Below are 24,266 nucleotides of genomic sequence, written 5' to 3' on the forward strand. Positions count from 1 at the left end.
GATGACGACAGTTCACGTTCCGCTTGGTGATCGCGCCTATGATGTTCGGATTGGACCGGGGTTGCTGTTGCGGGCGGGCGCGGAAATCGCGCCGCTATTGCACCGTCCCAAGGTCTGGGTCGTGACGGAAGAGACGGTGGCAGGGTTGCATCTGGCCACGTTGAAGGAAGGTCTTGAGGACAAGGGGATCGCGTCCGAGGCCTTGATCCTGCCGCCCGGCGAGAGCACGAAAAGCTGGCCACACCTGATGCAGACGGTCGAATGGCTGCTTGAGCAGCGGGTCGAGCGCAATGATGTGGTGATCGCCTTTGGCGGCGGCGTGATCGGTGATCTGGTGGGCTTCGCTGCGGCCATCCTGCGTCGGGGGGTCCGATTCGTGCAGGTGCCCACCTCGCTTCTGGCGCAGGTAGACAGTTCTGTGGGCGGCAAGACCGGGATCAATGCGCCGCAAGGCAAAAACCTGATCGGCGCGTTTCATCAGCCGTCTTTGGTGCTGGCCGATATCGCCGTGCTGGGCACGCTGACCCGACGCGATTTTCTGGCCGGTTACGGTGAGGTTGTGAAATACGGCGGGCTTGGCGACAGTGCGTTCTTTGAATGGCTAGAGGCCAACGGTTCTGCGCTTGCTGCGGGCGACATGGACCTGCGCGAAGAAGCCGTGCGCTGGTCCGTCCAGATGAAGGCGGACATCGTGGTGCGGGATGAAACCGAGCAGGGCGACCGCGCGCTTTTGAACCTGGGCCACACATTCGGCCACGCGCTGGAGGCCGCGACCGGCTATTCCGACCGCTTGCTGCACGGCGAAGGCGTAGCGATCGGCTGCGCATTGGCGTTCGAGACCTCAGCCCGGTTGGGGCTGATCAGCCAGGAAAGCCCCTCGCGCTTCCGGCAGCATCTGGCGGCGATGGGGATGAAGAAAGACCTGTCCGATATTCCGGGCGATCTGCCGGACACCGATGGCCTGATCACCCTGATGGGGCAGGACAAGAAAGTTGAACAGGGCAAGCTGCGTTTCGTCCTGGCCCGCGCCATTGGCGAAGCCTTCGTGGCCGATGGCGTCGATATGGATGTGGTGCGGTCGGTTCTGGATGATGCGCGGACGGCAAGGCCCTAAGAAAACAGCCGCCCGAAGGGGCGGCTGCGTGTGTCGTTTCTGCTGGGATCAGAACGGGATTTCGTCGTCGAACCCACCGCCAGCAGGTGCCGGTCCGGGGTCGCCACCACCATAGCCACCTTGGCTGCCGCCGCCGTAATTACCGCTGCTGCTTTGGCCACCGCCACCACCGTCACCGCGACCATCCAGCATCGTCAGGGTCGAGCCGAAGCCCTGCAATACGACCTCGGTTGAATAGCGGTCATTGCCAGATTGGTCCTGCCATTTGCGGGTCTGCAACTTACCCTCGACAAACACTTTAGAGCCCTTGCGCAGGTATTGTTCACAAACGCGCACCAGTCCTTCAGAGAACACCGCGACCGAATGCCATTCGGTCTTTTCGCGCCGTTCGCCGGTGTTGCGATCTTTCCAGGTTTCAGACGTGGCGATGCGCAGGTTGCAAACCTTTCCGCCATTCTGGAATGTGCGCACTTCCGGGTCAGCGCCCAGATTGCCGATGAGCATGACCTTATTGAGCGAACCCGCCATCCGTCGTCCTTTCGATTCTGTAATTCAACCTCATGGTTACACCATGTGGGCAGGCAGAGGAAAACGCAAAAATCCCGACCTTGGCGACAGACAGGACATGGGCCGCAATGCACAATGCAACACCCTGTTTATCATACCCCGTCATCGCGGGCGCTGTCAGATTGCGACACCCTCTTCCCCAGAAAGACGAAGTTCGTTATGTTCGTCCCCATATCCGGGGAACGGGCAGGGGACAGGGATGTCACGCACAACGATTTTGAGGGCGTTTGGCTGTATTTTGGGCCTGAGCGCAGGCGTATCACCGATTGGCGGGGCGGCGTTCGCCGAAAACCTGTTTACTAGTTCGGGCGGGCGGGCGGCGTTTACGTCGCAGACACGCGTTCTGGATACACGGGCCGCGCAGCAATATTCCTCCAGCACACGGTTGACGCCCAACAAAGAAGCAGCACCAACCTACGGCATCCCCGCCTTCAACGGAAAATATAAAGGTCAGTTCCTGCCGCTGGCGAAGGCCGCAGCGCAGCGTCACGGCATTCCGCAAGATCTTTTCCTGCGCCTTGTGCAGCAGGAAAGCGGATGGAACCCCCGCGCGCTGAGCCATGCCGGCGCCATCGGTCTGGCCCAACTAATGCCTTTCACCGCGCGCAAACTGGGGGTGAATCCACGCGACCCGGCCCAGAACCTTGAGGGCGGCGCGCGGTATCTGCGCCAGCAATACGACCGGTTCCGGTCCTGGCGGTTGGCACTTGCAGCGTATAATGCGGGACCGGAAGCGGTGCAGAAATACTCGGGCGTGCCGCCTTACAAAGAAACGCGCGGCTATGTGCTTGCGATTCTAGGCAGCTAGTTCGGATCAATCCCTGGCGATCAGGTGATCTGGAACGTCTTTACACGCGCAGATCGACGCTTTGTCCTTCAAATAAGACAACGTCATCCCAAGCCTCGATCCATCGCGGATACTTTCTGCCCCCAAGAAACGGGTCTGGCATTGTGCCGGATCGAATATATGATCTGTCATCGCGTCGGACCCGGGGTCGTGTCGCGGGCCCAGTTCTGGAATGGATGCAAGCCCTATGCAGGTGACAAGGACAGCGCATAAGCATAGATCACGATAATGAACGCGCTGAGCACCAGCGACCAGATGACACTGTCACGGGGCGAACGCAGCGACATGATACGGATCACATGGGCGCGCCCCGGCGTCGTCAACCGGCGAAACAGCGAGTTGTCGATATCCAATTGCCCTTCAATCAGGATGAAGAAGGAAAACACCATCGAGGGCAGGTAGACCGTAATGAACATTTCGGTCAGCCATGTTTCCGGCCGCGCCAGCAACCCGATCGAGGCTGTCGCCACAAGACAGGCGGCCAATGATACATGCTTTCCCAACCGGATCGCGCGGTTGCGCGCGTGCGCCAGGCGGTCCAGTTCCAGCGCGATGTCGCGATACCCGTCCGCAATCAACGCCCGCCGCAGAACAAGATAGCGCCGCTTGAAACACACCGGATTCTGCCGCCCACACAGATATTGAAAGGCGTCGGACAGATGCGCGGATTTGTCGGCCAGCGCGTGGTTCAGACCAATCAGCAGCCGTTCCTCTTCGTCCGTGTGGCGCGTGACTTGACCCAGCCCTTCAACCAGAATGACGACGAAAAAGATACTCAGGATGCTGAGGGCGTCGAAGTAATAGTCGTTCTGGACGAAATACGGTTCGAAAAAATAGCACCACGACCCGGTGGCCAAAAGCGTCAGCACCAGCGACTTGAATGCGCGGCTCGTGTCGGCGGCGATCGTCAGAAGCAGGTTCGAACTGAGGATAAAAGTCAGCCCGATCAATTCGTGCCCCTTCAACGCCTCGCCGGTCCAGAGCGAGAACAGAAGCAGCGAAAAGGCCGGCGTAAAAAACCACACGAACCCGTCAGACGCGCGCTTCAATTTTAGTGTCGCGTAGGAATAGAGCACTGACGAACTGAAATTCAACAAAACAATCACCGCCACCCACGGCAGCGCCACCCAAAGGGTTGACAACGGCAGGTCAATCGCCGGCTCGGCGCCGGGAAACAGCGCAAAGTAAAGGGCAAACAGCGGCAGGGCGGGTAGAAAAAAGAACTGAAGCAGAAAAAAGCTCAGCACCGGCCCGATCTGGTGACGTTCTTTCATAAGCTTCACCGCGCGCGCCTTGAAGGCAACAGACAGCCCCATCGACACCGCCGAGGCCAGCGCCAACGCCGCACCGATCCATGTACTGGCCGCAACCCCGTCCATCTTTGACGGCAGGTCCAGAACCAGCATGACACCCAGCGCCGCTATCCCGCCCCACAAATAATCGCTGCCCACAAGTCGACTAAGCTGATCGCTTAGTAATAAGCCCATCGCAAACGCCGAAAAGATCGGCCAGATTTCGGCAATAACGATGGCAACTGGGGTGTCCAACGACCGCAGAGATAAGGTAAAGAACAGCAGCGAAGCCACGAAAAAGAAAGCCTGAATCGAGGCCAGGGTGATGATCTGCCGATCGCGCAGGGACCGCAAGAAGCGGCTACGCCCCCATTCTGACAGCCCGACGGGCAACGCGATGGCGACCTTCAACACGATCAGCACCACCGGAAAGCTTGACACAAGCTGGGGGTCCATTTCGGACAAGGCAACGGGAATGGCGGCATAAGCGGCGGCGGACAGCAGTATCAACTGGATCGTTGATGCGCGTTTGTAATTCATGAAGCGGACACTCGGTTACGATATCTGGGTCCGGTTCGCACCGGTGGCGGGCCACAGTAACCAGCCCTTGACGGCCTGTCAGCCCCGTTCAACGGCTCTTGCGAAAGGCGGACGGGGTCACGCCGGTCTGTTTTTGGAAAGCACGGGTGAAATAGGCTGCCGAGGCAAACCCGAGTGACGCGGCGATGTCCTTGATTGGAATATGCGTTTCAGTCAACAAGCGCCGCGCTTCGTAGTGAACGCGGTCCTGCAGGATCGCCGAGGCCGGACGCCCGCAGGTGCGGTTGCACACGCGGCTTAGATGCGTTGGCGTGACGCCAAGTTCCGCAGCGTAATCACGAACCGTTTTGTCGGTGTGGAATTTTTGCTCTACCAACGCGGCAAAGGCGTTGACCAGCCGGCCGGTGGCGGTGATCGTCGATTTTGCGGCAGTTGTCATACCAAGCTGACGTTCCAGCCAGATCGACAAAAGCCCTGCATGGCACATCATGGCGCGGTGCGATGTGGGGGCGTTCTTTTCCATCTCGCGGTGCAGGTTATCGACCATACGACTTAACGTCGTCTGCTTGTCGGTTTCGCGCAGCCTTAGATGAACGGCCTCGTCCGGCAGGGCAAGCTCGTCTTCGCTGCCTTGAGGAAAGACGACGACCGTGCCGTTGACCTGGCTGGACATTTCGAACCCGTGCATCGTGCCGGCGGGCAGGTAAAGGCAGTTATGGGCGCCATATCCAGCGGTCACGCCATTGACGGTGATCCGTCCCTGGCCACGAGTGAACCAGAGCAGGACCGGCGCGCCATAGGATCGCATGGCTTCGGTCCGCCAGCGTCCGCCATTGCCCAGCCGGGCAAGCGGCATGATACGGAATTGGGACGGCGTAGCTGTTGTTTCGGTCATTTGTTCCAGATCAGATCATCTAGCGGCAAAACATTCAATTCTTCATGGGTAACGCAAAACACCGTTCCTGTCTCACGGTTTTTTGGCAGAGTGGCTTATCCACAGTTTGTTCACAGCGTTTCTGCAACAAATGTGGGTAAGTCGGCGGATTGGTGCGGAAATGAGAACGGTGCTTTGGCAGGATACGGCCCACCGCGCGCCGCTTGGGTCAGGGCAGGGGAATCACCTGCCAATCGCGCATCCGTTTGCGAAACCACGTCCGTTGCCGTTTGGCATATTGCTGCGAGGCGATGATCGCCCGCGCGCGCGCCTCATCCAATGTCAGCTCGCCTTGCAGGTAGGCGACCAACTCGGGCGCGCCGATGGCTTTGGCACTGGGGGCCATGGGGGACCAGTCGAGCAGATTGGCGCGGGTCTCGTCCAGCGCACCTTGATCAAGCATATGGTCAAAGCGCCGTTCGATCCGGTCGCGCAACCAATCTCGATCCGCGTCCAGCACGAAGGCGCAGGCGTCGCTAAGGGGCAGCAAGGGCGGTGGCGTGTCGTCCTGCCAGCTTGCCAAACCGCGCCCTGTTGTGCGCTGCACTTCCCACGCGCGGCCGACGCGGGCGGGGTTCTGCTGGTCGATTCGCGCCAGTGTAAGGGGATCAAGGGCATCCAGAAGCGCAGCCAGGCCACCTTCGGCCAGCAACGCCTCGCCTTCGGCGCGCACATGAGCGGAGGTTGGTGGAATATCGGCCAGTCCCTCGGTCAGCGCCGACAGGTTCAGACCGGTGCCGCCCACAATGATCGGGCGTTCATCCCCTTGCAGAATGGGCGCCACGTCGCGCAGCCAATGACCCACGGAATAGTCCTGATCACCGGGAATATGCCCGTATAAAAGGTGCGGCGCGCGGGCCTCGTCCGCTGGGGTGGGGCGGGCGGTCAGGACGCGCCAGTTGTCAAACACCTGCAAGGCGTCCGCATTGACGATCACGCCGCCCGATGCCTCGGCAATGGCCAGCGCCAGCGCGGATTTGCCCGCGGCTGTCGGCCCCGCGATCAGGACGGGCTGCCCGGCAGGCACGCTGGCCGCGATGGCCTGAATGTCAACGCCGGTCATGCGCATCACGTCCTATTGCCAAGGGCACACGCCTGTGGCTTCTTTTTTGCTGCACGTCTTAGATCGCGCATTGAATAATGTGCCTTGATCGGTCATCTTGCCCGCCAACACAATCACGACAAGCAGAGAGTGGCAACCGATGAGTGATCAGGCCTCAGTGGTGACGGAAAAGGGCACCGACGCCGGCGAAACCGACACCTCTCAACCCACCTATAACCGCGTCATGCTGAAAATCTCCGGCGAGGCGCTGATGGGAGATCAGGGCTATGGCCTGCACCCCCCGACGGTCGAACGCATCGCGCGCGAGGTCAAGTCAGTGCATGACATGGGGGTCGAGATCTGCATGGTCATTGGGGGCGGCAATATCTTTCGCGGGCTGCAAGGGTCCGCACAGGGGATGGAGCGGACGACGGCGGATTATATGGGAATGCTGGCAACCGTGATGAACGCGCTGGCGATGCAGGCCGCCCTTGAAGGGCTGGGCGTCTACACTCGCGTTATCTCGGCCATTCCGATGGATCAGGTGTGCGAGCCCTATATCCGCCGTCGCGCGGTGCGCCACCTTGAAAAGGGCCGTGTCTGCATCTTTGCCGCAGGCACCGGAAATCCGTATTTCACGACCGATACCGCCGCAACTTTGCGTGCAAATGAAATGGCTTGCGAGGCGATCTTCAAAGGCACCAAGGTTGATGGTGTCTATGATATGGACCCGGTCTCTAACCCTGATGCCGTAAGATATGACAATGTCTCGTATGACGATGTACTGGCGAAACGGCTGGCGGTCATGGATGCCTCGGCGATTGCGCTTGCGCGGGATAACAACCTGCCCATTATCGTCTTTTCATTGGACGAACCCGGGGGGTTACGTGGCATTCTGTCGGGGACGGGCAAATATACGCGCGTTGGAAATTGACCGCGCGTGGTGAGTCCTAAAATGGGGCAGCTTTTCGCCCAGTGTTGAAACACAATCCGGGCTGAGGCGAACCTGACCTATACATTTGGTGGGTTGTGGCGTTATACCGGGCTACGAGCATGAGCAGAAAGACCGGGTGGCGCGCGTTTATTCAAAGAAACCGCACATCCCGTGCACGAAGACAAGGGGAAGCCAGGACATGGCAAGCGATATTTTCGAACTGGATTTGAATGATCTGGAGCGGCGAATGGATGGTGCGATCAGCGCGCTACGCACAGAATTCGCGTCATTGCGGACCGGGCGGGCCTCAGCCGCGATGCTGGAGCCGATTATGGTCGAAGCCTACGGCCAGCGCACGCCGATTAACCAAGTTGGCACCGTGAATGTGCCGGAACCGCGGATGGTCACGATCAACGTGTGGGACAAAAGCATGGTCAACGCGGTTGAAAAGGCAATTCGCGAAAGCGGTCTGGGCATCAACCCGCAGCTAAATGGCACGATCATCATGTTGCCGATTCCCGAGCTGAATGAAGAACGCCGTCGCGACCTGACGCGCGTTGCCGCACAATATGCCGAAAACGCCCGCGTCTCAATCCGCAACGTGCGCCGCGACGGCATGGAACAGCTAAAAAAGGCCAAGAATGACGGGATGGGTGAAGATGATCACAAGTTTTGGCATGATGAAGTACAAGGCCTGACAGACAAATTTGTTGGTAACGTCGACAAGGCACTTGAGGTAAAACAGGAAGAGATTATGCAGGTCTGACCCCGCTGGGGCAGGCACACCATGATCCGATAAGCAGAATTGGGCGTGTCGATGGGCAGAAAAGCCACGGACAAGGACGAAAGGGCGCAAAAATCGCCCGATCACGTCGCCATCATCATGGATGGCAACGGTCGGTGGGCGCAACGTCGGGGCAAGCCCCGACTGTTCGGCCATCATGCCGGTGCCAAACGTGTCCGTGAAATCGTCGAAGCCTGTCCCGATCTGGGCGTGAAATACATCACCATCTTCGCCTTCTCGACCGAGAACTGGAAACGCACCCAGACCGAGGTCGCGGGGCTGATGAGCCTGTTTCGCCGCTATATCCATAAAGAAGCCCGCGCGTTGTTCAACGAAGGCGTGCGCGTGCGTTTCATCGGTGATCGGGACCGACTGGACAAAAAACTGATCGCCCTGATGACCGAGCTTGAAACGCTGACCGAAGAAAATGACCGGGTGCATCTGACCATCGCGCTTAACTATGGCGGCCGTGACGAAGTTGCGCGCGCCACGCGGCGCATGGCGCAAGATGTGGCCGGGGGACGACTTGACGCTGACAGCGTAGATGAACAAACGTTGGCAAGCTACTTGGATACATGTGTTTTACCAGATCCTGACCTTGTGATACGCACGTCAGGCGAGGCCCGGATTTCCAACTTTCTGCTATGGCAATCGGCTTATGCCGAATACGAGTTCATCGACACGCTTTGGCCTGATTTCTCGTCGGCGGTATTTGCCGAGGTTGTAGATCGCTTCGCAGGTCGCGAACGGCGGTTCGGGGCGGTTGTGACCGCTGCGGAATAGGACCGAGCGTCAAGCTCCGCAGGCGCGACATTTGCGCCACGGCGCACACTTGCCCGACCTACCGGCGATCAACCGCTTGAGGGTCCGCTGCGTGAGTGCCATAAACTCTTCATGAAAAGCAGCAATTCTTCCTCGAAATGGTCGGATCTGGCACCGCGTGTGCTGTCTGCCATCGTCATGGCAGGGGTCGCGGCACTGGCAATCTTGCTGGGCGACCCAATCTTTCTGACCCTGATCGCGGTTGTGATCGGCCTGTGCGTCGGCGAATTTGCGCGGCTATTGGACCCGACCCGACCGGCGATGTTCACATTGCTGGGCGTGATCGCCACGCTTGCGGTGTTCTTCGCCAGCTTTGGATACAGCGCGGCGGACCCGGATGGTGTTCTGGTGACATTGCGCACGCTCGTCCTGATGCTGCCACCGCTGCTTGGTGCGGCCTTGTTGACACAACACAGACTGCTGTTTCTGGGCTATGCGGGCCTGATCATGCTGGCAAGCCTTGGTTTCATTGCCATGGGGCCGGGGCCCGTGCTGATCTGGTTTCTGCTGATCATCATCATGTCTGATGTAGCGGGCTATTTCGTCGGGCGCACGATCGGCGGGCCGAAGTTCTGGCCACGCGTCAGTCCCAAGAAAACATGGTCAGGCACCATTGCAGGCTGGGTCGGCGCGTTACTGATCGGGTTTTTCGCCGCAAGTCAGGGCGTGTTTACGCCGGTCGAGGCCTTGTTTACCCCCCTGATCGCGCTGGCCGGTCAGATGGGCGATATCGTGGAAAGTGCGATCAAGCGGCATGTTGGGGTCAAGGACAGCTCGAACCTCATTCCCGGTCATGGCGGTGTGCTGGATCGCTTTGACGCGATGATCGGTGCGGCGGGGGCTTTGATGCTCCTGACGGGGATCGCGTCACTGTTGGGCTGGTCGGCAGGATGACAGGGCAGGGCGCATTATGACCAATGGGCAACGACGTGTCTCGATCTTTGGGGCGACGGGATCGATCGGGCAATCCACGATTGACCTGATTGCGCGCAATCCCGACGCCTATGACGTGGTTGCGCTGACCGGTGGACATAACGTTGCGCAACTGGCGCAGGACGCGATCCGGTTGGGCGCTGATGTAGCTGTGACCGCGCATGACGAACACCTGCCAGCGCTGCGCGACGCCCTTGCCGGATCAGGGGTCGAGGCCGCAGCGGGCGACACCGCGATAGAAGACGCCGCGATGCGCCCCGTTGATTGGGTCATGTCGGCCATTGTGGGGGCCGCCGGCCTTCTGCCCGGATTGCGCGCGCTTGAGGGGCACGCAACGCTGGCCCTTGCCAACAAGGAAAGCCTTGTGACCGCAGGCCCTTTGATCATGGCAACCGCACAAGCCCACCATGCGCGCATCCTGCCAGTAGACAGCGAACACTCGGCCGTGTTTCAGGGGCTGGTGGGCGAGGATTTGGCAGCGGTGGAACGTGTGATAATCACCGCTTCGGGTGGAGCGTTTCGGGATTGGCCGATTGAGGATTTGGCCAGCGCAACGCTGGATCAGGCCAGCGCACACCCCAACTGGGACATGGGGCAACGGATCACCATCGACAGCGCATCTATGTTCAATAAAGCGCTTGAAGTCATAGAAACCAAAGAGTTTTTTGGGATTGAAGCCAACCAGATTGAGGTCGTGATTCATCCCCAAAGCCTTGTACACGCGCTTGTTGGCTTCAACGACGGCGCGCTGATGGCGCATCTGGGCGCGCCCGATATGCGTCACGCCATCGGCTATGCCTTGCACTGGCCCGACCGGCGCCACCTGCCGGTTGATCGGCTGGACCTTGCGCGGATCGCGACGCTGGAATTTCGCGCGCCCGATGAGGCGCGATACCCCGCGCTGCGACTGGCGCGCGAAGTGATGGCGGCGGGCGGTCTGTCTGGCGCGATCTTCAACGCCGCGAAAGAGGTCGCGCTGGACGGTTTCATCGCTGGGCGCATCGGCTTTATGGACATGGCCCATATCGTTGAAGAGGTGCTGATCCGGCTTGACGGCGATGTGTCTTTGGCTCATGGCGCGATGACCCTTGATAATGTGCGCGCCGCCGACCAAATGGGTCGCAACACCGCACAACAGGTCATCGACACGCGCCGCTAGGTCGCCACAGGCACACAACAGCAAAGAGCAGGAAAGAGATTTCATGGAACTTACCGGGCTGCTTCCCGACTTCGGCAACCTCGCCTTTACGATCCTTGCGTTTCTTGCGGCGCTGACGGTGATCGTGGCGGTGCATGAATATGGCCACTACATCGTCGGGCGCTGGTCTGGGATCAAGGCGGATGTCTTCTCGATCGGGATGGGGCCTGTGGTCACGTCACGGGTGGATAAGCATGGCACCCGCTGGCAGATCGCGGCCTTTCCCATCGGTGGATATGTGAAGTTTCGCGGTGATGCGAACGTGGCTTCGGGCAGTGCCGATGACGAAGCGATGGCGGCAATGGACGATGAGGAACGACGCCACACCATGCACGGTGCCCCGCTTTGGGCGCGGACGCTGACGGTTGCGGCGGGGCCAGTATTCAACTTCATCCTGTCAATCATCATCTTCGCGGGCCTTGCGCTGGCGACCGGCGTTGCGCGCGACCCGTTGTCTGTCGCCAAGCCCCTGAACGTGCCGGGAATGGAAGATGGGCTGCGCGCTGGCGATGAAATCCTGGCGATTGCAGAGCACGAAACCCCGCCGCTGGCGGAGTTTCATACCATCGTGGAAGAACTGCCTGACACCGCACAAGTCGATTACCGGGTGCGCCGTGACGGGCAGGTGATGGATGTGACCGCCACCCACCCTTTCCCCGCGCTTGTCGGGTCGGTCAGCCCGAAATCCGCCGCCATCGAAGCCGGCCTGAAGGAAGGGGATTTTATTGCCACGGTTGACGGCACCCCTGTGCCCACCTTCAACACCTTGCGCGAAATTGTGGTAAACGGCGATGGCGCCCCGCTGACCCTTGGCGTCCTGCGTGATGGCACGCCGATGGACGTCACCCTGACCCCGCGCCGTCAGGACATTCCCAGCGCCGAGGGCGGGTTTGAAACGCGATGGCTGATCGGCATTACCTCGGGCATGGTGTTCGAACCGGCGACCCGTACACCCGGAGTGTGGGAAAGCCTGACTTCGGGCGTGGATCGGGTGATCTATATCATCAACGCCAGCCTGTCGGGTCTGTGGCACATGATCACTGGGGCTATCTCAAGCTGCAACTTGTCTGGGCCAATCGGCATTGCGCAAGTGTCGGGGCAGGCGGCGTCAATGGGGGCGACCAGTTTCATCAGCTTTATTGCGATGCTGTCCACGGCCATTGGTCTGTTGAACCTGTTTCCGATCCCGGTGCTGGACGGTGGGCATCTGGTCTTCTTCGGCTATGAAGCTATCACCGGCAAAGCGCCGTCTGACAAGGCGCTGAACATTATGCTGGCAATTGGTCTGGCACTGGTTTTGTCACTGATGGTGCTTGGCCTGACCAACGATTTGTTCTGTCCTTGATCGGCGTGCTGCCATCGTGATTGCCCCATTTCTGCCATACTTCTGAAAAGCCCGCGCCGTAATTGAGCGTTAAGCTGCTGGAATAGTCGCAGGGTGTGATCGGGTAAGAAGGGGATCGTCATGGATCGAAAATATCTGGATGATGGAACGCAGGGGCTGTCTGTCTTGGTGGACCTTAGCTGGGACAAGCTGCTCTTTGCCGGTGGTATCGTGGCGGCCCTTGGGATCAGCGCGGCGCTGGCCAGTCTGATATAGCGGTCAGGCAGCGCCCTAAAACCAATCTCGCAGACACAAGACGAATAGACATGATCACCTGCCGCAGCCCCCGCTGCGCGCGGGTTTTCTGATCCCACTCTTGATCAATCGAATGCTGCGCCCCAATTGCAAGCGCGCCGCACCCATTCGAAAGTCCGGTTTCGCGCTTTGACAAGACCGCCCCGACCCCTTATCCACTTTGACAATCAGGTGTCCGAGGGAAGAAAAAACGATGGCATTCAAATCGGGGTTGAGCAGCAACCATTTCAACAAGGCAGGGCGCGGAGCCAAAGGCGTTCTGACCGGCAGCGGATTGGCTGTTTTCCTTGCATTTTCCGGGGCTACGAGCACGGTGCCACAGATGGTCACCGCGCAATCCTATGCCTTCCAGCGGATCGAGATCGAAGGCACACAACGGATCGAGGCCGCCACCATCCTGTCCTATCTGGGAATCGCCCAAGGCGAGAGCGTGTCGGCAGCGCAGTTGAACGACGGGTATCAACGGCTTGTCGGATCGGGTCTTTTTGAAGATGTGCAGATCCTGCCGCGTGGCAACACGCTGGTCGTGAAGGTGCGCGAATACCCGACAATCAACGTCGTTTCGGTCGAAGGCAACCGCAAGGTCAAGGACGACGTCTTCGCACCCTTGCTGAAATCGCAGCCCCGGCGGGTCTATAACCCCGCCGATGCCGAACTTGACGTGCAGACGATCACTGAACTTTATCAGGCGCAGGGGCGGCTGGCGGCGAAGGTCACGCCGAAAATCATCCGACGTGCAAACAACCGCGTCGACGTGGTGTTCGAAGTCGTCGAAGGCAAGAATGTCGAGGTCGAGCGCCTGTCTTTCGTCGGCAACCGCGTCTTCTCCGACAGCCGGTTGCGCCGGGTGCTTGAAACCAAGCAGGCCGGCATCCTGCGTGCGTTGATTCGGGCCGATACCTATGCCCCCGAGCGGATCGAGTTCGACAAGAAGGTATTGCAGGATTTCTATCAGTCGCGCGGTTACATCGACTTCAAGACCACCGGCGTCACCAGTGAATTTTCCCGCGAACGCGATGCGTTCTTCATCACCTTCAAGGTGCAGGAAGGGCAGCAATTCCGGTTCGGCAAAATCACCGCCTCGTCCGAGGTGAACGGGCTGGATGCAAACGACTTTGGGTCGGTTCACAAGCTGCGTTCGGGTGTGGTCTATAGCCCGGCGCTGATGGAAAACGCCATTGCGCGTATGGAGCGGCTGGCCATTCGCAAGGGGCAGGATTTCGTTCGTGTCGAGCCGCGCGTGACGCGCAATGAACGTGCGCGGACGCTGGATGTCGATCTGGTGCTGGTCCGCGGGCCTCGCATCATCGTCGAACGCATTGATATCGAAGGCAATGCCACAACCTTGGATCGCGTGGTGCGCAACCAGTTCCGCGTGGTGGAAGGCGACCCCTTCAACCCCCGTGAAATTCGCGAGGCCGCCGAACGTGTGCGCGCGCTTGGCTATTTTTCGAACTCGAATGTTGAGGCGCGCGAAGGGTCGGCCCCTGATCAGGTGGTCATCGACGTGGATTTGGAAGAGGCCCCAACCGGATCGCTCAGCTTTGGCGGTGCCTACAGCCTTGAAAACGGCTTTGGCCTGAACCTTGCCTTCAAGGAACGCAACTTCCTGGGCCGGGGCCAGTTCATCAGCGCCAGCTTCCAAGGCAGCAGCGATACATCGAGTTTTTCGTTCAAATTTGCGGAACCCAACTTTCTGGATCGCGATCTGGAGCTGGGGTTTGAGGTCTATTATCAGGAAACCGAATTCGCGAACTCGTTTTACAACACGCAGTCGCTGGCGTTTCGTCCCTCCATCGCCTTTCCGATCAACGAATATACCCGCCTTGGCCTGCGGGTCTTTGGCGATGGCGCTGAAATCACCGACGTCGACCCAGACAGTTCGCAGGTGTTGAAAGACGAAGCCGCGCGGGGACAGCAGATCGGCGCGGGTATCGGCTTCACGCTCAGCTATGACACACGGCGCACCGGGCTCGACCCCAATCGCGGCTATCTGCTGCAATTCGACGGTGATGTTGGCGGTGTCGGATCGGATTACGAATATGTCCGCGCCACCGCGCTGGCGCAGGCCCAGACCAAGGTTTGGAACGATCAGGTTACGCTGACCGCAACTGTCGAAGGCGGCATAATCGAAGGGTTGGATGGCGGCACGTCGCGGATTACTGACCGCTTTCGCCTTGGCCCCTCGAAGCTGCGTGGTTTTTCCACCAATGGGCTTGGTCCGCGTGACTTGACGGCGGGCAATGAGGATACGCTAGGCGGCAACAAATTCGCCGTCGCGCGGCTTGAGGCGCAGTTCCCCATCGGTCTGCCCGAAGAATATGGCATCACCGGTGGTGTATTTGCGGACGCCGGCACCTTGTGGGGGCTGGATAATACGCTGGGCGGCACGATTGACGACAGCGCGTATCTGCGGTCCTCGATCGGGGCGTCGATTTTCTGGGATACGCCGATCGGGCCGTTGCGGTTCAACTTCTCGCACGCGTTGGCCAAGGAAGATTATGACGAAGAAAACAGCTTCGCGCTTACCATTTCCGCCCAATTCTGACCGCGCAAGTCGGCCGGCGTCGTCGCCAGTCTGGTGCGAAGCGCGGCGACTCGCAGGGTCGCTTGCGCGTCCCCTTTTGCTTGCCGCCGGGCTGGCGCTTGCGCCGTTGGGCGCGCCTGTGTTTGCCCAAGACGGGGGCGGTGCCGTATCGCAGATTGTGACCATCGACCGACAAAGCCTTTTTTCCGACACTCAATACGGTCGCCGCGTCGTCGAAACAGTCGAATCCGAGCGCGTCCGCCTGGCCAACGAGACCCGCATGGTCGAGGCTGAACTGGTCGAAGAAGAACGCCAACTGACCGAGCGTCGGGACACCATGACGCCCGAGGACTTTCGCGAACTGGCCAAGGCATTTGACGCCAAGGTTCAGGCACTTCGTTCAGAAGGCGCAGCGCGCGAACAGGAATTCGTGCAGACGCTGGAACGTGAACAGGCCGCATTTTTCGAACGCATCGGCCCCATTCTGGGGAAATTGGTCCGCGAACTGGGGGCGGTGGTGATACTGGACCGTCGTGCCATTTTGCTGACCACGCAAAATATCGATATCACCCGCAAAGCGGTCGATCGGATCGACCAGGTCTTGGGGGACGGCAGCGATCTGCCCGATGCAGCGCCTAGCAGCAATCAGGACAGTGACCAAGGCGATCAGCCCGCGGTCCCAACCCCGCCTGCCGACGCCCCCGCTTTGCAGTCGATTGTGCCGGACACAGACGCGCCTGCATCTGCTAACTGATAGCAATTGTTTCGTCAGGGCCAGACTGATAGTCAGATAAGACAAAGCCCCATCGGGCGCTGACATGAAGGACGTGAACATATGGCAGATGTGCCCGCCACCGCAGATATCCAGCTGATTCAAGACTGTATTCCCCACCGCTATCCGTTTTTGCTGGTGGATCGGGTCGAAGACATTCGCGCCAATGAATTTGCCAAGGGCATCAAGATGGTCACGATGAACGAGCCTCATTTTCAGGGCCATTTCCCCGGTCTGCCGATCATGCCGGGCGTCACGATCATCGAGGCGATGGCGCAAACCTCGGCTGTAATGGTTTCGCTATCGCTGGGTCTGGTCGGGTCGGGGGCCGTGGTTTATTTCATGGGCATCGACAGTGCGAAATTCCGCCGCAAGGTTGTGCCGGGTGATGTGCTAGAGCTGCATATAACCACCATTCGCGGCGGTGCCAAAGTGTGGAAATTCGACGGGCGGGCGATGGTCGGCGATGAACTGGCCTGCGAGGCGACGTTTATGGCTATGATCGACGTCACCGCCGGGAAAGGCTAACCGATGACGGCAAACGGGGGTGTTGATCCCACTGCTCTGGTTCATGCCAGCGCCATTGTCGAAGACGGGGCAACCATCGGCGCCAACTGCCGGATCGGCCCGTTCTGCGTGATTGGTGCGCAGGTCACGCTTGGCGCGGGGGTCGAGGTGAAGTCCCATGTGGTGATCACAGGCGACACCGAAGTGGGCGACGAAACGGTGATCTTTCCCTTTTCGGTGATCGGAGAGATCCCGCAGGATCTGAAATTCGCGGGCGAGGACACGCGCCTGATCATCGGCAAACGCAATCGCATCCGCGAACATGTGACGATGAATACCGGGACGGCGGGCGGTGGCCATGTCACCCGGATCGGCGATGACGGGCTGTTCATGGCTGGTTGCCACGTCGCCCATGACGCGCAGATCGGCAACAATGTCATTCTGGTCAATAATGTCGCCGTGGCTGGTCATGTGATCATAGAAGATGACGTGATCGTGGGTGGTCTGTCCGGCCTGCATCAGTGGATTCGCATTGGTCGCGGGGCCATTATCGGCGCCTTGTCGATGGTCACGGCAGACGTGGTGCCACACGGACTGGTGCAAGGCCCGCGGGGCGAGCTGGACGGGCTGAACCTGGTCGGGTTGAAGCGACGCGGTGTGGCGCGATCCGACATCGCGGCGTTACGCGCGGCATTTCAGGCCCTCAAGACCGGCGATGGTGCGTTCCGCGACCGCGCGGCTGCATTGGCCGACGGAACCGACAGCGACTATGTCCGCGAGCTGGTCGCCTTTGTCACTGGCGACAGCGATCGCGGCTTTCTGACCCCGAAATAGCGTGCCGCGATGACAACCGACCGCCTTGCCATCATCGCCGGAACCGGAGATCTGCCGCACCGGATCGCCGCCAGCAATCCCGATGCGCTGTTCGTGACGATCAAGGGCGTCGAGGTGGAATGCCCCGCCGGTCATGATTTGGTCGAGGCGAGTTACGAAAAGCTGGGCACCTTGTTCAAGACCATGCGCGGGGCAGGGGTCGCGCGGGTGGTCTTTGCCGGAAAGGTGGACCGCCCCAAGCTGAACCCTTTGCGCATGGACCGCGTGACCTTGGGCCTGTTTCCCCGGGTCAAGGCGGTGCTGGGCAAGGGGGATGACGCGCTTCTGCGTCTGGTCGCCGAGGTCTTCGAAGAACAAGGGTTCGATGTTGTGGCCGCGACTGATGTAACGCAGGGCCTCAGCCTTGACGCAACCACCATCGGACGCACGCCCAGCGATCAGGACCGATACGACGCCAATCGCGGCTGGTCGATCCTGGACACGTTGGTCAGCGAAGATCTGGCGCAGGGCGCGGTCGTGGCGGGCGGCCAGTGTCTTGGGATCGAGACCATTCAGGGCACCGATGCGCTGCTGCGTTTCGTGGGCGAAACGCCCGAGCATCTGAAACAAGGCGCGCGCGGCGTTTTCGTCAAACGCCCCAAGCCGGGTCAGGATGGCCGCATGGACATTCCCACGATCGGCCCGGCGACGATCACGGCGGTCGCGCGGGCCCGGCTGGGCGGCATCGTCATCCCCGAAGGCGGCGTGATCGTGATGGAGCAGGACGAGGTTGAACGGCTTGTGCGCGAACTCGATCTGTTTCTGGACGTTCGGGGGGATGCGCCATGAAGGTGTTCCTGATCGCGGGCGAACCATCCGGCGACCGGCTGGGCGCGGCCTTGATGGCAGGGCTGACAACACTGGTCGATGAGGTCCAGTTTCAGGGCATCGGCGGCACTGAAATGCAGGCACTGGGACTTCGGTCGCAATTTCCGATGTCAGAACTCTCGATCATGGGCATCGCCGAGGTCGCGCCCAAATATTTTCACCTGAAACGCCGCATTCGCGAAACGGCCGCGGCGATCATTGCCACGAAACCGGACGTCGTCGTCACCATCGATAGCCCGGATTTCTGCCTGCGCGTGGCGCGCATCGTCAAGGAAGCCGAGGTCGAAGGGCTGACCTTCGGACGCGATATTCCCACGGTGCATTACGTGGCGCCCTCGGTCTGGGCGTGGCGGCCCAAACGGGCCGAGAAAATGGCCCAATGGATCGACCATGTGCTGGCACTTCTGCCATTCGAACCCCCTTATATGGAAGCCGCCGGCATGGGCTGCGATTTCGTCGGCCACCCGGTCGTGGCCGAGCCTGTTGCGACTAACGCCGAGGCACAAGCCTTCCGCGACCAGCATCAGATCGGCGCAGGCCCCCTTGTGCTGGCGCTGCCCGGATCACGCAAGGGCGAGGTCACGCGGCTGTCGGATCGTTTCGGGGAAACGCTGGGGCGTGTCGCTCGTGTGCATCCCGACATTTCGGTTGTGCTTCCGGTGGCGCAGGGCGTCGATCCGCTGGTGCGCGAATTGACCGCCAACTGGCCCGTGCGCCCGATCCTGATCCCGGCAGATCTGGCCGATCAGAAACGGGCAGCATTTCGGGCAGCGGATGTTGCATTGGCGGCGTCCGGCACAGTGTCATTGGAACTGGCAGCATCCTCGACGCCGATGGTCATCGCCTATGATATGAACTGGCTTAGCCGTCTGTTGATCGGGCGGCTGTTGCAGGTCGATACGGTGACGCTGGTCAACCTAGTCTCGGACACCCGCACGGTGCCCGAATTTCTGGGCTCCGATTGCAGACCCGACCTGATCGCGCCCGCGCTTTTGGACACGCTGGCTGACCCATCTGCACAGCACAGTGCAATGCAGATTACGATGGAACGGCTGGGCAAGGGTGGGGACGCACCTGGCCTGCGTGCTGCCCGCGCGGTTCAAGACGTAATCACCCGGGCGCGGGCGAGCTGAGGCTTCGCGTTATTCGGCAGGGGCGCCTTCGCTCAGGATCTCTTGCACCTTGGGGATGATCTCGGGCATCTTTTCCTGCACCATTTTCAGCACCATGGGCGTCTGTCGTTCCGTGACCTGCGGCAGCTTGCTCATCGCCGCGCGGCCCAGATCGGTGGCATAGAAATCCCGAATGGCCTTGATCTCGTCAAACGTGAACAGCTCGGCCATAACGACCGCTTGATCGCGCATGATGTCATACATCGGGCCCGTCATTTCGTCCTGATACAACTGGTCAATCCGTGCGATCTGATCATCATTCAACGGAATGCCCTTGGCGGTGACATCAGCCACGAGGGGCCGCCACATGGTTTTGACCATCGCGTTCATGTCGATGTCTTCCAGCGTGGCTTCGATATACCCAGTGGCAATCGCCAGTCGCTGTTCATAGGTTTCTTCGGCAAAAGCAGGTGTGCCAAGCAACGCCACGGCAACAAGGGCGGGAAGAACTCTGCGCATGCGGTCTCCTTTTCAGGTGTGAATTTCTTGGACCATGATCAACGTGATTCTTGTGCTTGGCCATTACAATGGTCAAGTTGAGCGAAAAAACCCAACTTCAGCCGCGCCAGATCCAGCCGCCGCCGAAGATGCGCGGCCCATCAGGTGCATAGAACACGCAGGCTTGACCGGGGCTGACACCTTCTTCGGGGGTCAAAAGCTCCACTTCGGCTTCCGTGTCCGAAATCGGACGGATGATCGCCTCGCGCGCCGGGCGGGTCGATCGGATCTTGACGCCCACATGCCATTCTTTACGCGCAGTGAACGGCTCGTCGCCCAGCCAGTTGATCTCGCGCACAGGAACGGTGCGGGTGGCCAGCAGTTCTTTCGGACCGACAACGACCTGCTTTGCATCCACGTCCAGCTCGACCACATAAAGCGGCTCGGACAGCCCGCCGATGCCAAGGCCGCGCCGTTGCCCGATGGTGTAGTGGATGACGCCGTCATGGCAGCCCAGCACACGACCGTCCGCGTGCACGATGTCGCCCGGTTCCGCCGCGCCGGGACGCAGCTTTTCGATCACGCTGGCATAGTTGCCATCAGGCACAAAACAAATGTCCTGGCTGTCGGGTTTGTCGGCAACTTCCAGCCCGTATTTGCGGGCCAGCGCACGGGTTTCATCCTTGGTTTTCAGATGGCCCAAGGGGAAACGCAGATAATTCAGTTGCTCTGGTGTCGTCGAAAACAGGAAATAGCTTTGATCGCGGGCCGGATCGGCGGCGCTGTGAAGCTCGGGCCCGTTGGGGCCCACGGCACGTTGGATGTAATGGCCAGTCGCCATGCAATCGGCCCCCAGATCACGCGCGGTTTCCAGCAGATCCTTGAACTTCACCCGTTCGTTGCAGCGGATGCAGGGCACGGGGGTGGCGCCACCCAGGTAACTGTCGGCGAACTCCTCGATCACGGCGTCCTGAAAGATGTTTTCGTAGTCCAGAACGTAATGGGGAAATCCCATGCTTTCAGCAACATGGCGGGCGTCGTGAATGTCGATCCCGGCGCAGCAAGCACCCTTCTTGGCCAAGGCCGCGCCGTGGTCATAAAGCTGCAAGGTCACACCGATCACGTCATAGCCTTCTTCGGCCAGCATCGCGGCCACAACCGAACTGTCCACGCCACCCGACATCGCGACCACGACACGGGTCTCGGCGGGCAGTTTGGCAAAGCCCAGTGAATTCAGCACCGGGGCTTCTTGTGTTTTCACGGTCGCGGGCATGACCACATCCTTTTCAAAAGAGATACGGAATATATGAAAATTCGAAGGAACAACAAGGGGCAGCTTCATCTCTCTTTAAGCGTCACGCGGCAAAGTCATCTCAGACATGGAAAGCGAGGGCTTAGTATGTATCTAAAGAAAGTTGAAGGGCCGCGCGCGGTGACCCTGCCGGATGGGTCGATCATGACGCGCGCAGACCTGCCGCCTCACACCACTCGGCGATGGGTTGCAAGCCGTAAGGCCGCCGTGGTGCGCGGGGTGATTTATGGGTTGATCGCGGAAAAGGACGCGCAAGAAATGTATGCGTTGTCGCCGGAAGAGCTTGCCGAGTGGATGCGCGCTGTTGCCGACCACGGTGAAGCGGCTTTGAAGGCCACGGCACTACAAAGATATAGACAACCCTAGATTGTTTTCGCTAAAAGTTCTGCAGGGGTAACGTGTGGTTAACCATTTGACGAGATGCTGATTGCGACACAGGAATTTTTTAGCGGAGAACCCGAAATATGCGTATCCTTCTGGTGGAAGACGATCCGACAACATCGCGCAGCATCGAATTGATGCTGACCCATGCCAACTTGAACGTCTATGCCACGGACCTTGGCGAAGAAGGGGTCGACCTGGCCAAGCTCTATGACTATGACCTGATCCTTCTGGACTTGAACCTGCCGGACATGAACGGGCACGAAGTGCTGCGCCAGCTGCGCATGGCGCGGGTCGAAACACCTATCCTGATCCTGTCCGGTGCCGATGACACGGAAAACAAGATCAAGGGGTTTGGCTTCGGGGCCGACGACTACATGACCAAGCCGTTCCACCGCGAAGAACTGATCGCGCGCATTCATGCAATCATTCGCCGGTCGAAGGGGCATTCGCAATCCGTGATCAAGACCGGGCCGATTGCTGTCAACCTTGACGCGAAGACCGTCGATGTGGACGGGCGCACGGTTCACCTGACGGGCAAGGAATACCAGATGCTCGAACTTCTATCGCTGCGCAAAGGCACGACGCTGACCAAGGAAATGTTCCTGAACCACCTTTACGGCGGCATGGACGAGCCGGAATTGAAGATTATCGACGTGTTCATTTGCAAATTGCGCAAGAAGCTGTCGACGGCGACGGGGGGCGACAGCCATATCGAAACCGTCTGGGGCCGCGGCTATGTCCTGCGCGACCCCGAACCTGCCGAACTGGATGCAAAGATCGCAATGGGCGCCTGAACCACTGCCGATCCGCCCAAAGTGTCGGATCGGCAGTCTTTCTTTTCTGAACTCTCGTCAGACCGTTAGTTCAGCAGCAATGCGTGCCGCAAGGCGCGCGTTGTTTTTTACAAGGGCGATGTTTGCCACCAATGACGCCCCATCGGTCGCGTGATAGATGCGATCCAGCAGGTAAGGGGTCACGGATTTGGCCGCGATCCCCTCGGCAGCGGCGGCGGCCAGAGCTTCTTCGATGACGGGGGTGATCACCTCGGTGGGGATCTCGTCCGCCGCAGGGATCGGGTTGGCGACAAAATGTCCTCCGGTCAGGTCCATGCTGCGCCGCACCTTCATCGCCCGCGCGATTTGGGCGGGGTCATCCATGGACAAGGGGGCGGGCAGGCCGGAACTGCGCGACCAGAACGCCGGGAAGTCTGTCTGCCCATAGGCGATGACCGGCACGCCCAGCGTTTCCAGCACCTCAAGCGTCTTTGGCAAATCAAGAATCGCTTTCGCGCCAGCGCCGACAACCGTCACCGGGGTTTTGGCAAGTTCTTGCAGATCGGCAGAAATGTCGAAGCTGGTCTCGGCGCCACGATGCACACCGCCGATCCCGCCGGTTGCAAAGACCTCGATACCCGCGAGATGCGCCGCGATCATGGTGGCGGCCACGGTGGTAGCGCCCGTGCCACCGGTCGCGATGCAGGCGGCCAGATCGGCGCGTGACAGTTTGGCAACGCCCTGAGCCTGGCCCAAAGTTTCAAGCTCAGCGTCAGTCAGACCGATGTGCAGCCGCCCGTCAAGAATGGCGATGGTTGCGGGAATGGCGCCGTTTTCGCGAATGACGGCCTCGACCTCGCGCGCCGTCTCGACGTTTTGGGGCCACGGCATTCCGTGGGTGATGATCGTGCTTTCCAGCGCAACGATGGGCTGACCGTTGTCGCGCGCTTGTGCAACTTCAGGCGAGAAATGAAGGGGGTAGGTCATGTGTCGTCTTCTCCGGATACATAATGGGCGGCGGTTTCTTGGGCATGGACCAGGGCATCCAGCCGGCCCTTGCCCGCCATTTCGGCTGCAATATGCGCGGCCATGAAAGTGTCCCCGGCGCCCGTTATGCGGCGCACGCGCACGGCGGGGCAGGGGGTCTGGATCACACCACCCTCATGACAGCCGTCGGCGGCGAAACTGCCGCCGTCGGTCACAAGAACGCGGGTGGCACCAGCGGCAATCAGGCCGTCAGCAGCGGCAAAAGCGTTGTCGAATTTCTGATCGGTGAGGTAACCGGCCTCCTCCCGATTCACGTACAGGGTTGCGCCGGGATGGGACATCAGCGGCACCAGTCGTCGTGCTTTTCCGGGGCCGGCCGGGGCAACCCGCAAATCTGCAGCTGCAAAACTGGGTCGTTTGGCAATATCCGCCAGCAATTGACGCGTCAGGTTGCCGTCCAGTGCAATCACGCCGTAATAGGGCGCGTCGGCGGACCCAAGCGTGCCGTCTTCCAACGGTGTCAGAATCGCATCGCCCGCGGCCTCAAGCGAATGGGCGTCAGCCAATGCCGCAACAAGCCCCTGTGGCCCTTCGATCGCCACATAGCTGTCAGTTGGCAAACCCGAGCTGCGGTGAACGTAAGTCGTAATCATCCCGCGCGCGCTGCATTCGGTCATCAACTCCTCGCCCTCGGCATCGCGGCCAATGGCGGTCAGTAGGGCGGGGCGCAGATCGAACCGCTGCACGGTCATTGCGATGTTCATGGCAACCCCGCCCGGCAGCCGCGTAATGCGACCGGGTTCGTCCGAGCCGATATACATCGGATGCTGAGTACGCCCGATCACATCCCACAGGACCGATCCGATGCACAGGATATCGTGTGTTTTTGTCATGCCCCTGTTTGCCGAGAAATCCGAGGCGACACAAGAGGGATGCACTGACGGCGATGCCGTCGCCCTAACCGCCGCGATCAGCCTGTATTATATGGCGCAATCCGCGTATTTAGGGCTTGTCACCACCGGATCAGAGGTCTATACGCCCCCCATC

At 60.0% G+C, this 24,266-nt stretch carries 25 protein-coding genes; 17 read left to right on the forward strand and 8 right to left on the reverse strand.

The features are described 5' to 3' along the window. Position 1 precedes the first annotated feature (1 nt). Positions 2 to 1,114: a 3-dehydroquinate synthase gene (gene aroB / locus MN186_RS04360; protein ID WP_242112543.1), complete on the forward strand. Its 1,113-nt coding sequence runs from the start codon at positions 2 to 4 to the stop codon at positions 1,112 to 1,114. A gap of 48 nt (positions 1,115 to 1,162) precedes the next feature. On the opposite strand, the gene ssb is transcribed toward aroB, so the two are convergent. Then, positions 1,163 to 1,642 carry a single-stranded DNA-binding protein gene (ssb, locus tag MN186_RS04365; RefSeq protein WP_242112545.1) on the reverse strand — a complete coding sequence of 160 codons (480 nt, stop codon included), beginning with the start codon at positions 1,640 to 1,642 and terminating at the stop codon, positions 1,163 to 1,165. A 238-nt stretch (positions 1,643 to 1,880) separates the two neighbouring features. Between ssb and MN186_RS04370 the strand changes: the two genes are divergently transcribed. Next, positions 1,881 to 2,489, forward strand: a complete 609-nt coding sequence (locus MN186_RS04370; protein WP_242112552.1) for a lytic transglycosylase domain-containing protein — start codon at positions 1,881 to 1,883, stop codon at positions 2,487 to 2,489. Positions 2,490 to 2,713: 224 nt separating this feature from the next. Here the strand turns inward: MN186_RS04370 and MN186_RS04375 are convergent, their stop codons facing one another. From MN186_RS04375 to miaA, 3 genes are all read right to left on the reverse strand, one after another. Beyond that, entirely contained in the window at positions 2,714 to 4,360 is a 1,647-nt protein-coding gene (locus tag MN186_RS04375) for a hypothetical protein (RefSeq protein ID WP_242112554.1), read from the reverse strand. A gap of 88 nt (positions 4,361 to 4,448) precedes the next feature. After that, positions 4,449 to 5,255 carry an AraC family transcriptional regulator gene (locus tag MN186_RS04380; protein ID WP_242112556.1) on the reverse strand — a complete coding sequence of 269 codons (807 nt, stop codon included), beginning with the start codon at positions 5,253 to 5,255 and terminating at the stop codon, positions 4,449 to 4,451. Positions 5,256 to 5,463: 208 nt separating this feature from the next. Further along, complete coding sequence (miaA, locus tag MN186_RS04385; protein WP_242112558.1) at positions 5,464 to 6,357, reverse strand: tRNA (adenosine(37)-N6)-dimethylallyltransferase MiaA; 894 nt, start codon at positions 6,355 to 6,357, stop codon at positions 5,464 to 5,466. A gap of 223 nt (positions 6,358 to 6,580) precedes the next feature. Between miaA and pyrH the strand changes: the two genes are divergently transcribed. From pyrH to lpxB, 13 genes are all read left to right on the forward strand, one after another. Further along, a complete protein-coding gene (gene pyrH, locus MN186_RS04390) occupies positions 6,581 to 7,270 on the forward strand; it encodes a UMP kinase (RefSeq protein WP_242112759.1) in 690 nt (229 codons plus the stop codon). 199 nt (positions 7,271 to 7,469) lie between these two features. Then, complete coding sequence (frr, locus tag MN186_RS04395; protein ID WP_242112565.1) at positions 7,470 to 8,036, forward strand: ribosome recycling factor; 567 nt, start codon at positions 7,470 to 7,472, stop codon at positions 8,034 to 8,036. A 51-nt stretch (positions 8,037 to 8,087) separates the two neighbouring features. Further along, entirely contained in the window at positions 8,088 to 8,837 is a 750-nt protein-coding gene (locus tag MN186_RS04400; protein ID WP_242112566.1) for an isoprenyl transferase, read from the forward strand. A gap of 111 nt (positions 8,838 to 8,948) precedes the next feature. Beyond that, positions 8,949 to 9,770 (forward strand): phosphatidate cytidylyltransferase, encoded by an 822-nt coding sequence (locus MN186_RS04405; RefSeq protein ID WP_242112574.1) that lies wholly within the window; start codon positions 8,949 to 8,951, stop codon positions 9,768 to 9,770. A 16-nt stretch (positions 9,771 to 9,786) separates the two neighbouring features. Continuing rightward, positions 9,787 to 10,968: a 1-deoxy-D-xylulose-5-phosphate reductoisomerase gene (gene dxr, locus MN186_RS04410; RefSeq protein ID WP_242112576.1), complete on the forward strand. Its 1,182-nt coding sequence runs from the start codon at positions 9,787 to 9,789 to the stop codon at positions 10,966 to 10,968. Between the two features lie 43 nt (positions 10,969 to 11,011). Beyond that, positions 11,012 to 12,352 carry an RIP metalloprotease RseP gene (gene rseP, locus MN186_RS04415; RefSeq protein ID WP_242112594.1) on the forward strand — a complete coding sequence of 447 codons (1,341 nt, stop codon included), beginning with the start codon at positions 11,012 to 11,014 and terminating at the stop codon, positions 12,350 to 12,352. A 120-nt stretch (positions 12,353 to 12,472) separates the two neighbouring features. Beyond that, on the forward strand, positions 12,473 to 12,607 hold the full coding sequence (locus MN186_RS16430) for a hypothetical protein (RefSeq protein WP_255743725.1): 135 nt from the start codon (positions 12,473 to 12,475) through the stop codon (positions 12,605 to 12,607). A 232-nt stretch (positions 12,608 to 12,839) separates the two neighbouring features. Then, positions 12,840 to 15,194: an outer membrane protein assembly factor BamA gene (gene bamA, locus MN186_RS04420; protein WP_242112596.1), complete on the forward strand. Its 2,355-nt coding sequence runs from the start codon at positions 12,840 to 12,842 to the stop codon at positions 15,192 to 15,194. A gap of 76 nt (positions 15,195 to 15,270) precedes the next feature. After that, entirely contained in the window at positions 15,271 to 15,927 is a 657-nt protein-coding gene (locus MN186_RS04425) for an OmpH/Skp family outer membrane protein (protein WP_242112598.1), read from the forward strand. 81 nt (positions 15,928 to 16,008) lie between these two features. After that, positions 16,009 to 16,473, forward strand: coding sequence for a 3-hydroxyacyl-ACP dehydratase FabZ (gene fabZ / locus MN186_RS04430; RefSeq protein ID WP_242112600.1), 465 nt, complete (start codon positions 16,009 to 16,011; stop codon positions 16,471 to 16,473). 3 nt (positions 16,474 to 16,476) lie between these two features. Beyond that, the gene (gene lpxA, locus MN186_RS04435) at positions 16,477 to 17,286 is read left to right on the forward strand and encodes an acyl-ACP--UDP-N-acetylglucosamine O-acyltransferase (RefSeq protein ID WP_242112609.1); all 810 of its coding nucleotides are present in this window, start codon (positions 16,477 to 16,479) and stop codon (positions 17,284 to 17,286) included. Between the two features lie 9 nt (positions 17,287 to 17,295). Next, a complete protein-coding gene (locus MN186_RS04440; RefSeq protein WP_242112611.1) occupies positions 17,296 to 18,114 on the forward strand; it encodes an LpxI family protein in 819 nt (272 codons plus the stop codon). After that, positions 18,111 to 19,286, forward strand: a complete 1,176-nt coding sequence (lpxB, locus tag MN186_RS04445) for a lipid-A-disaccharide synthase (protein ID WP_242112613.1) — start codon at positions 18,111 to 18,113, stop codon at positions 19,284 to 19,286. Before MN186_RS04440 ends, lpxB begins: the two co-directional genes overlap by 4 nt. A gap of 9 nt (positions 19,287 to 19,295) precedes the next feature. Here lpxB and MN186_RS04450 read toward each other — a convergent pair whose 3' ends face one another. Both MN186_RS04450 and mnmA read right to left on the reverse strand, forming a co-directional pair. Then, complete coding sequence (locus tag MN186_RS04450; RefSeq protein WP_242112615.1) at positions 19,296 to 19,784, reverse strand: DUF2059 domain-containing protein; 489 nt, start codon at positions 19,782 to 19,784, stop codon at positions 19,296 to 19,298. Positions 19,785 to 19,881: 97 nt separating this feature from the next. Continuing rightward, complete coding sequence (mnmA, locus tag MN186_RS04455) at positions 19,882 to 21,036, reverse strand: tRNA 2-thiouridine(34) synthase MnmA (RefSeq protein ID WP_242112632.1); 1,155 nt, start codon at positions 21,034 to 21,036, stop codon at positions 19,882 to 19,884. A 126-nt stretch (positions 21,037 to 21,162) separates the two neighbouring features. Between mnmA and sciP the strand changes: the two genes are divergently transcribed. Together sciP and ctrA are read left to right on the forward strand one after the other, a co-directional pair. Then, entirely contained in the window at positions 21,163 to 21,441 is a 279-nt protein-coding gene (sciP, locus tag MN186_RS04460) for a CtrA inhibitor SciP (RefSeq protein ID WP_242112636.1), read from the forward strand. A 98-nt stretch (positions 21,442 to 21,539) separates the two neighbouring features. Further along, positions 21,540 to 22,253 carry a response regulator transcription factor CtrA gene (ctrA, locus tag MN186_RS04465; protein WP_242112638.1) on the forward strand — a complete coding sequence of 238 codons (714 nt, stop codon included), beginning with the start codon at positions 21,540 to 21,542 and terminating at the stop codon, positions 22,251 to 22,253. 57 nt (positions 22,254 to 22,310) lie between these two features. Here ctrA and MN186_RS04470 read toward each other — a convergent pair whose 3' ends face one another. Together MN186_RS04470 and MN186_RS04475 are read right to left on the reverse strand one after the other, a co-directional pair. Further along, positions 22,311 to 23,219 carry a pseudouridine-5'-phosphate glycosidase gene (locus MN186_RS04470; protein ID WP_242112640.1) on the reverse strand — a complete coding sequence of 303 codons (909 nt, stop codon included), beginning with the start codon at positions 23,217 to 23,219 and terminating at the stop codon, positions 22,311 to 22,313. After that, complete coding sequence (locus MN186_RS04475; protein WP_242112649.1) at positions 23,216 to 24,112, reverse strand: PfkB family carbohydrate kinase; 897 nt, start codon at positions 24,110 to 24,112, stop codon at positions 23,216 to 23,218. The genes MN186_RS04470 and MN186_RS04475 overlap by 4 nt, the downstream gene beginning before the upstream one ends. Between the last annotated feature and the right edge of the window lie 154 nt (positions 24,113 to 24,266).

It is taken from the genome of Aliiroseovarius sediminis, from assembly GCF_022678485.1.
Classification (GTDB): Bacteria; Pseudomonadota; Alphaproteobacteria; order Rhodobacterales; family Rhodobacteraceae; genus Aliiroseovarius; species Aliiroseovarius sediminis.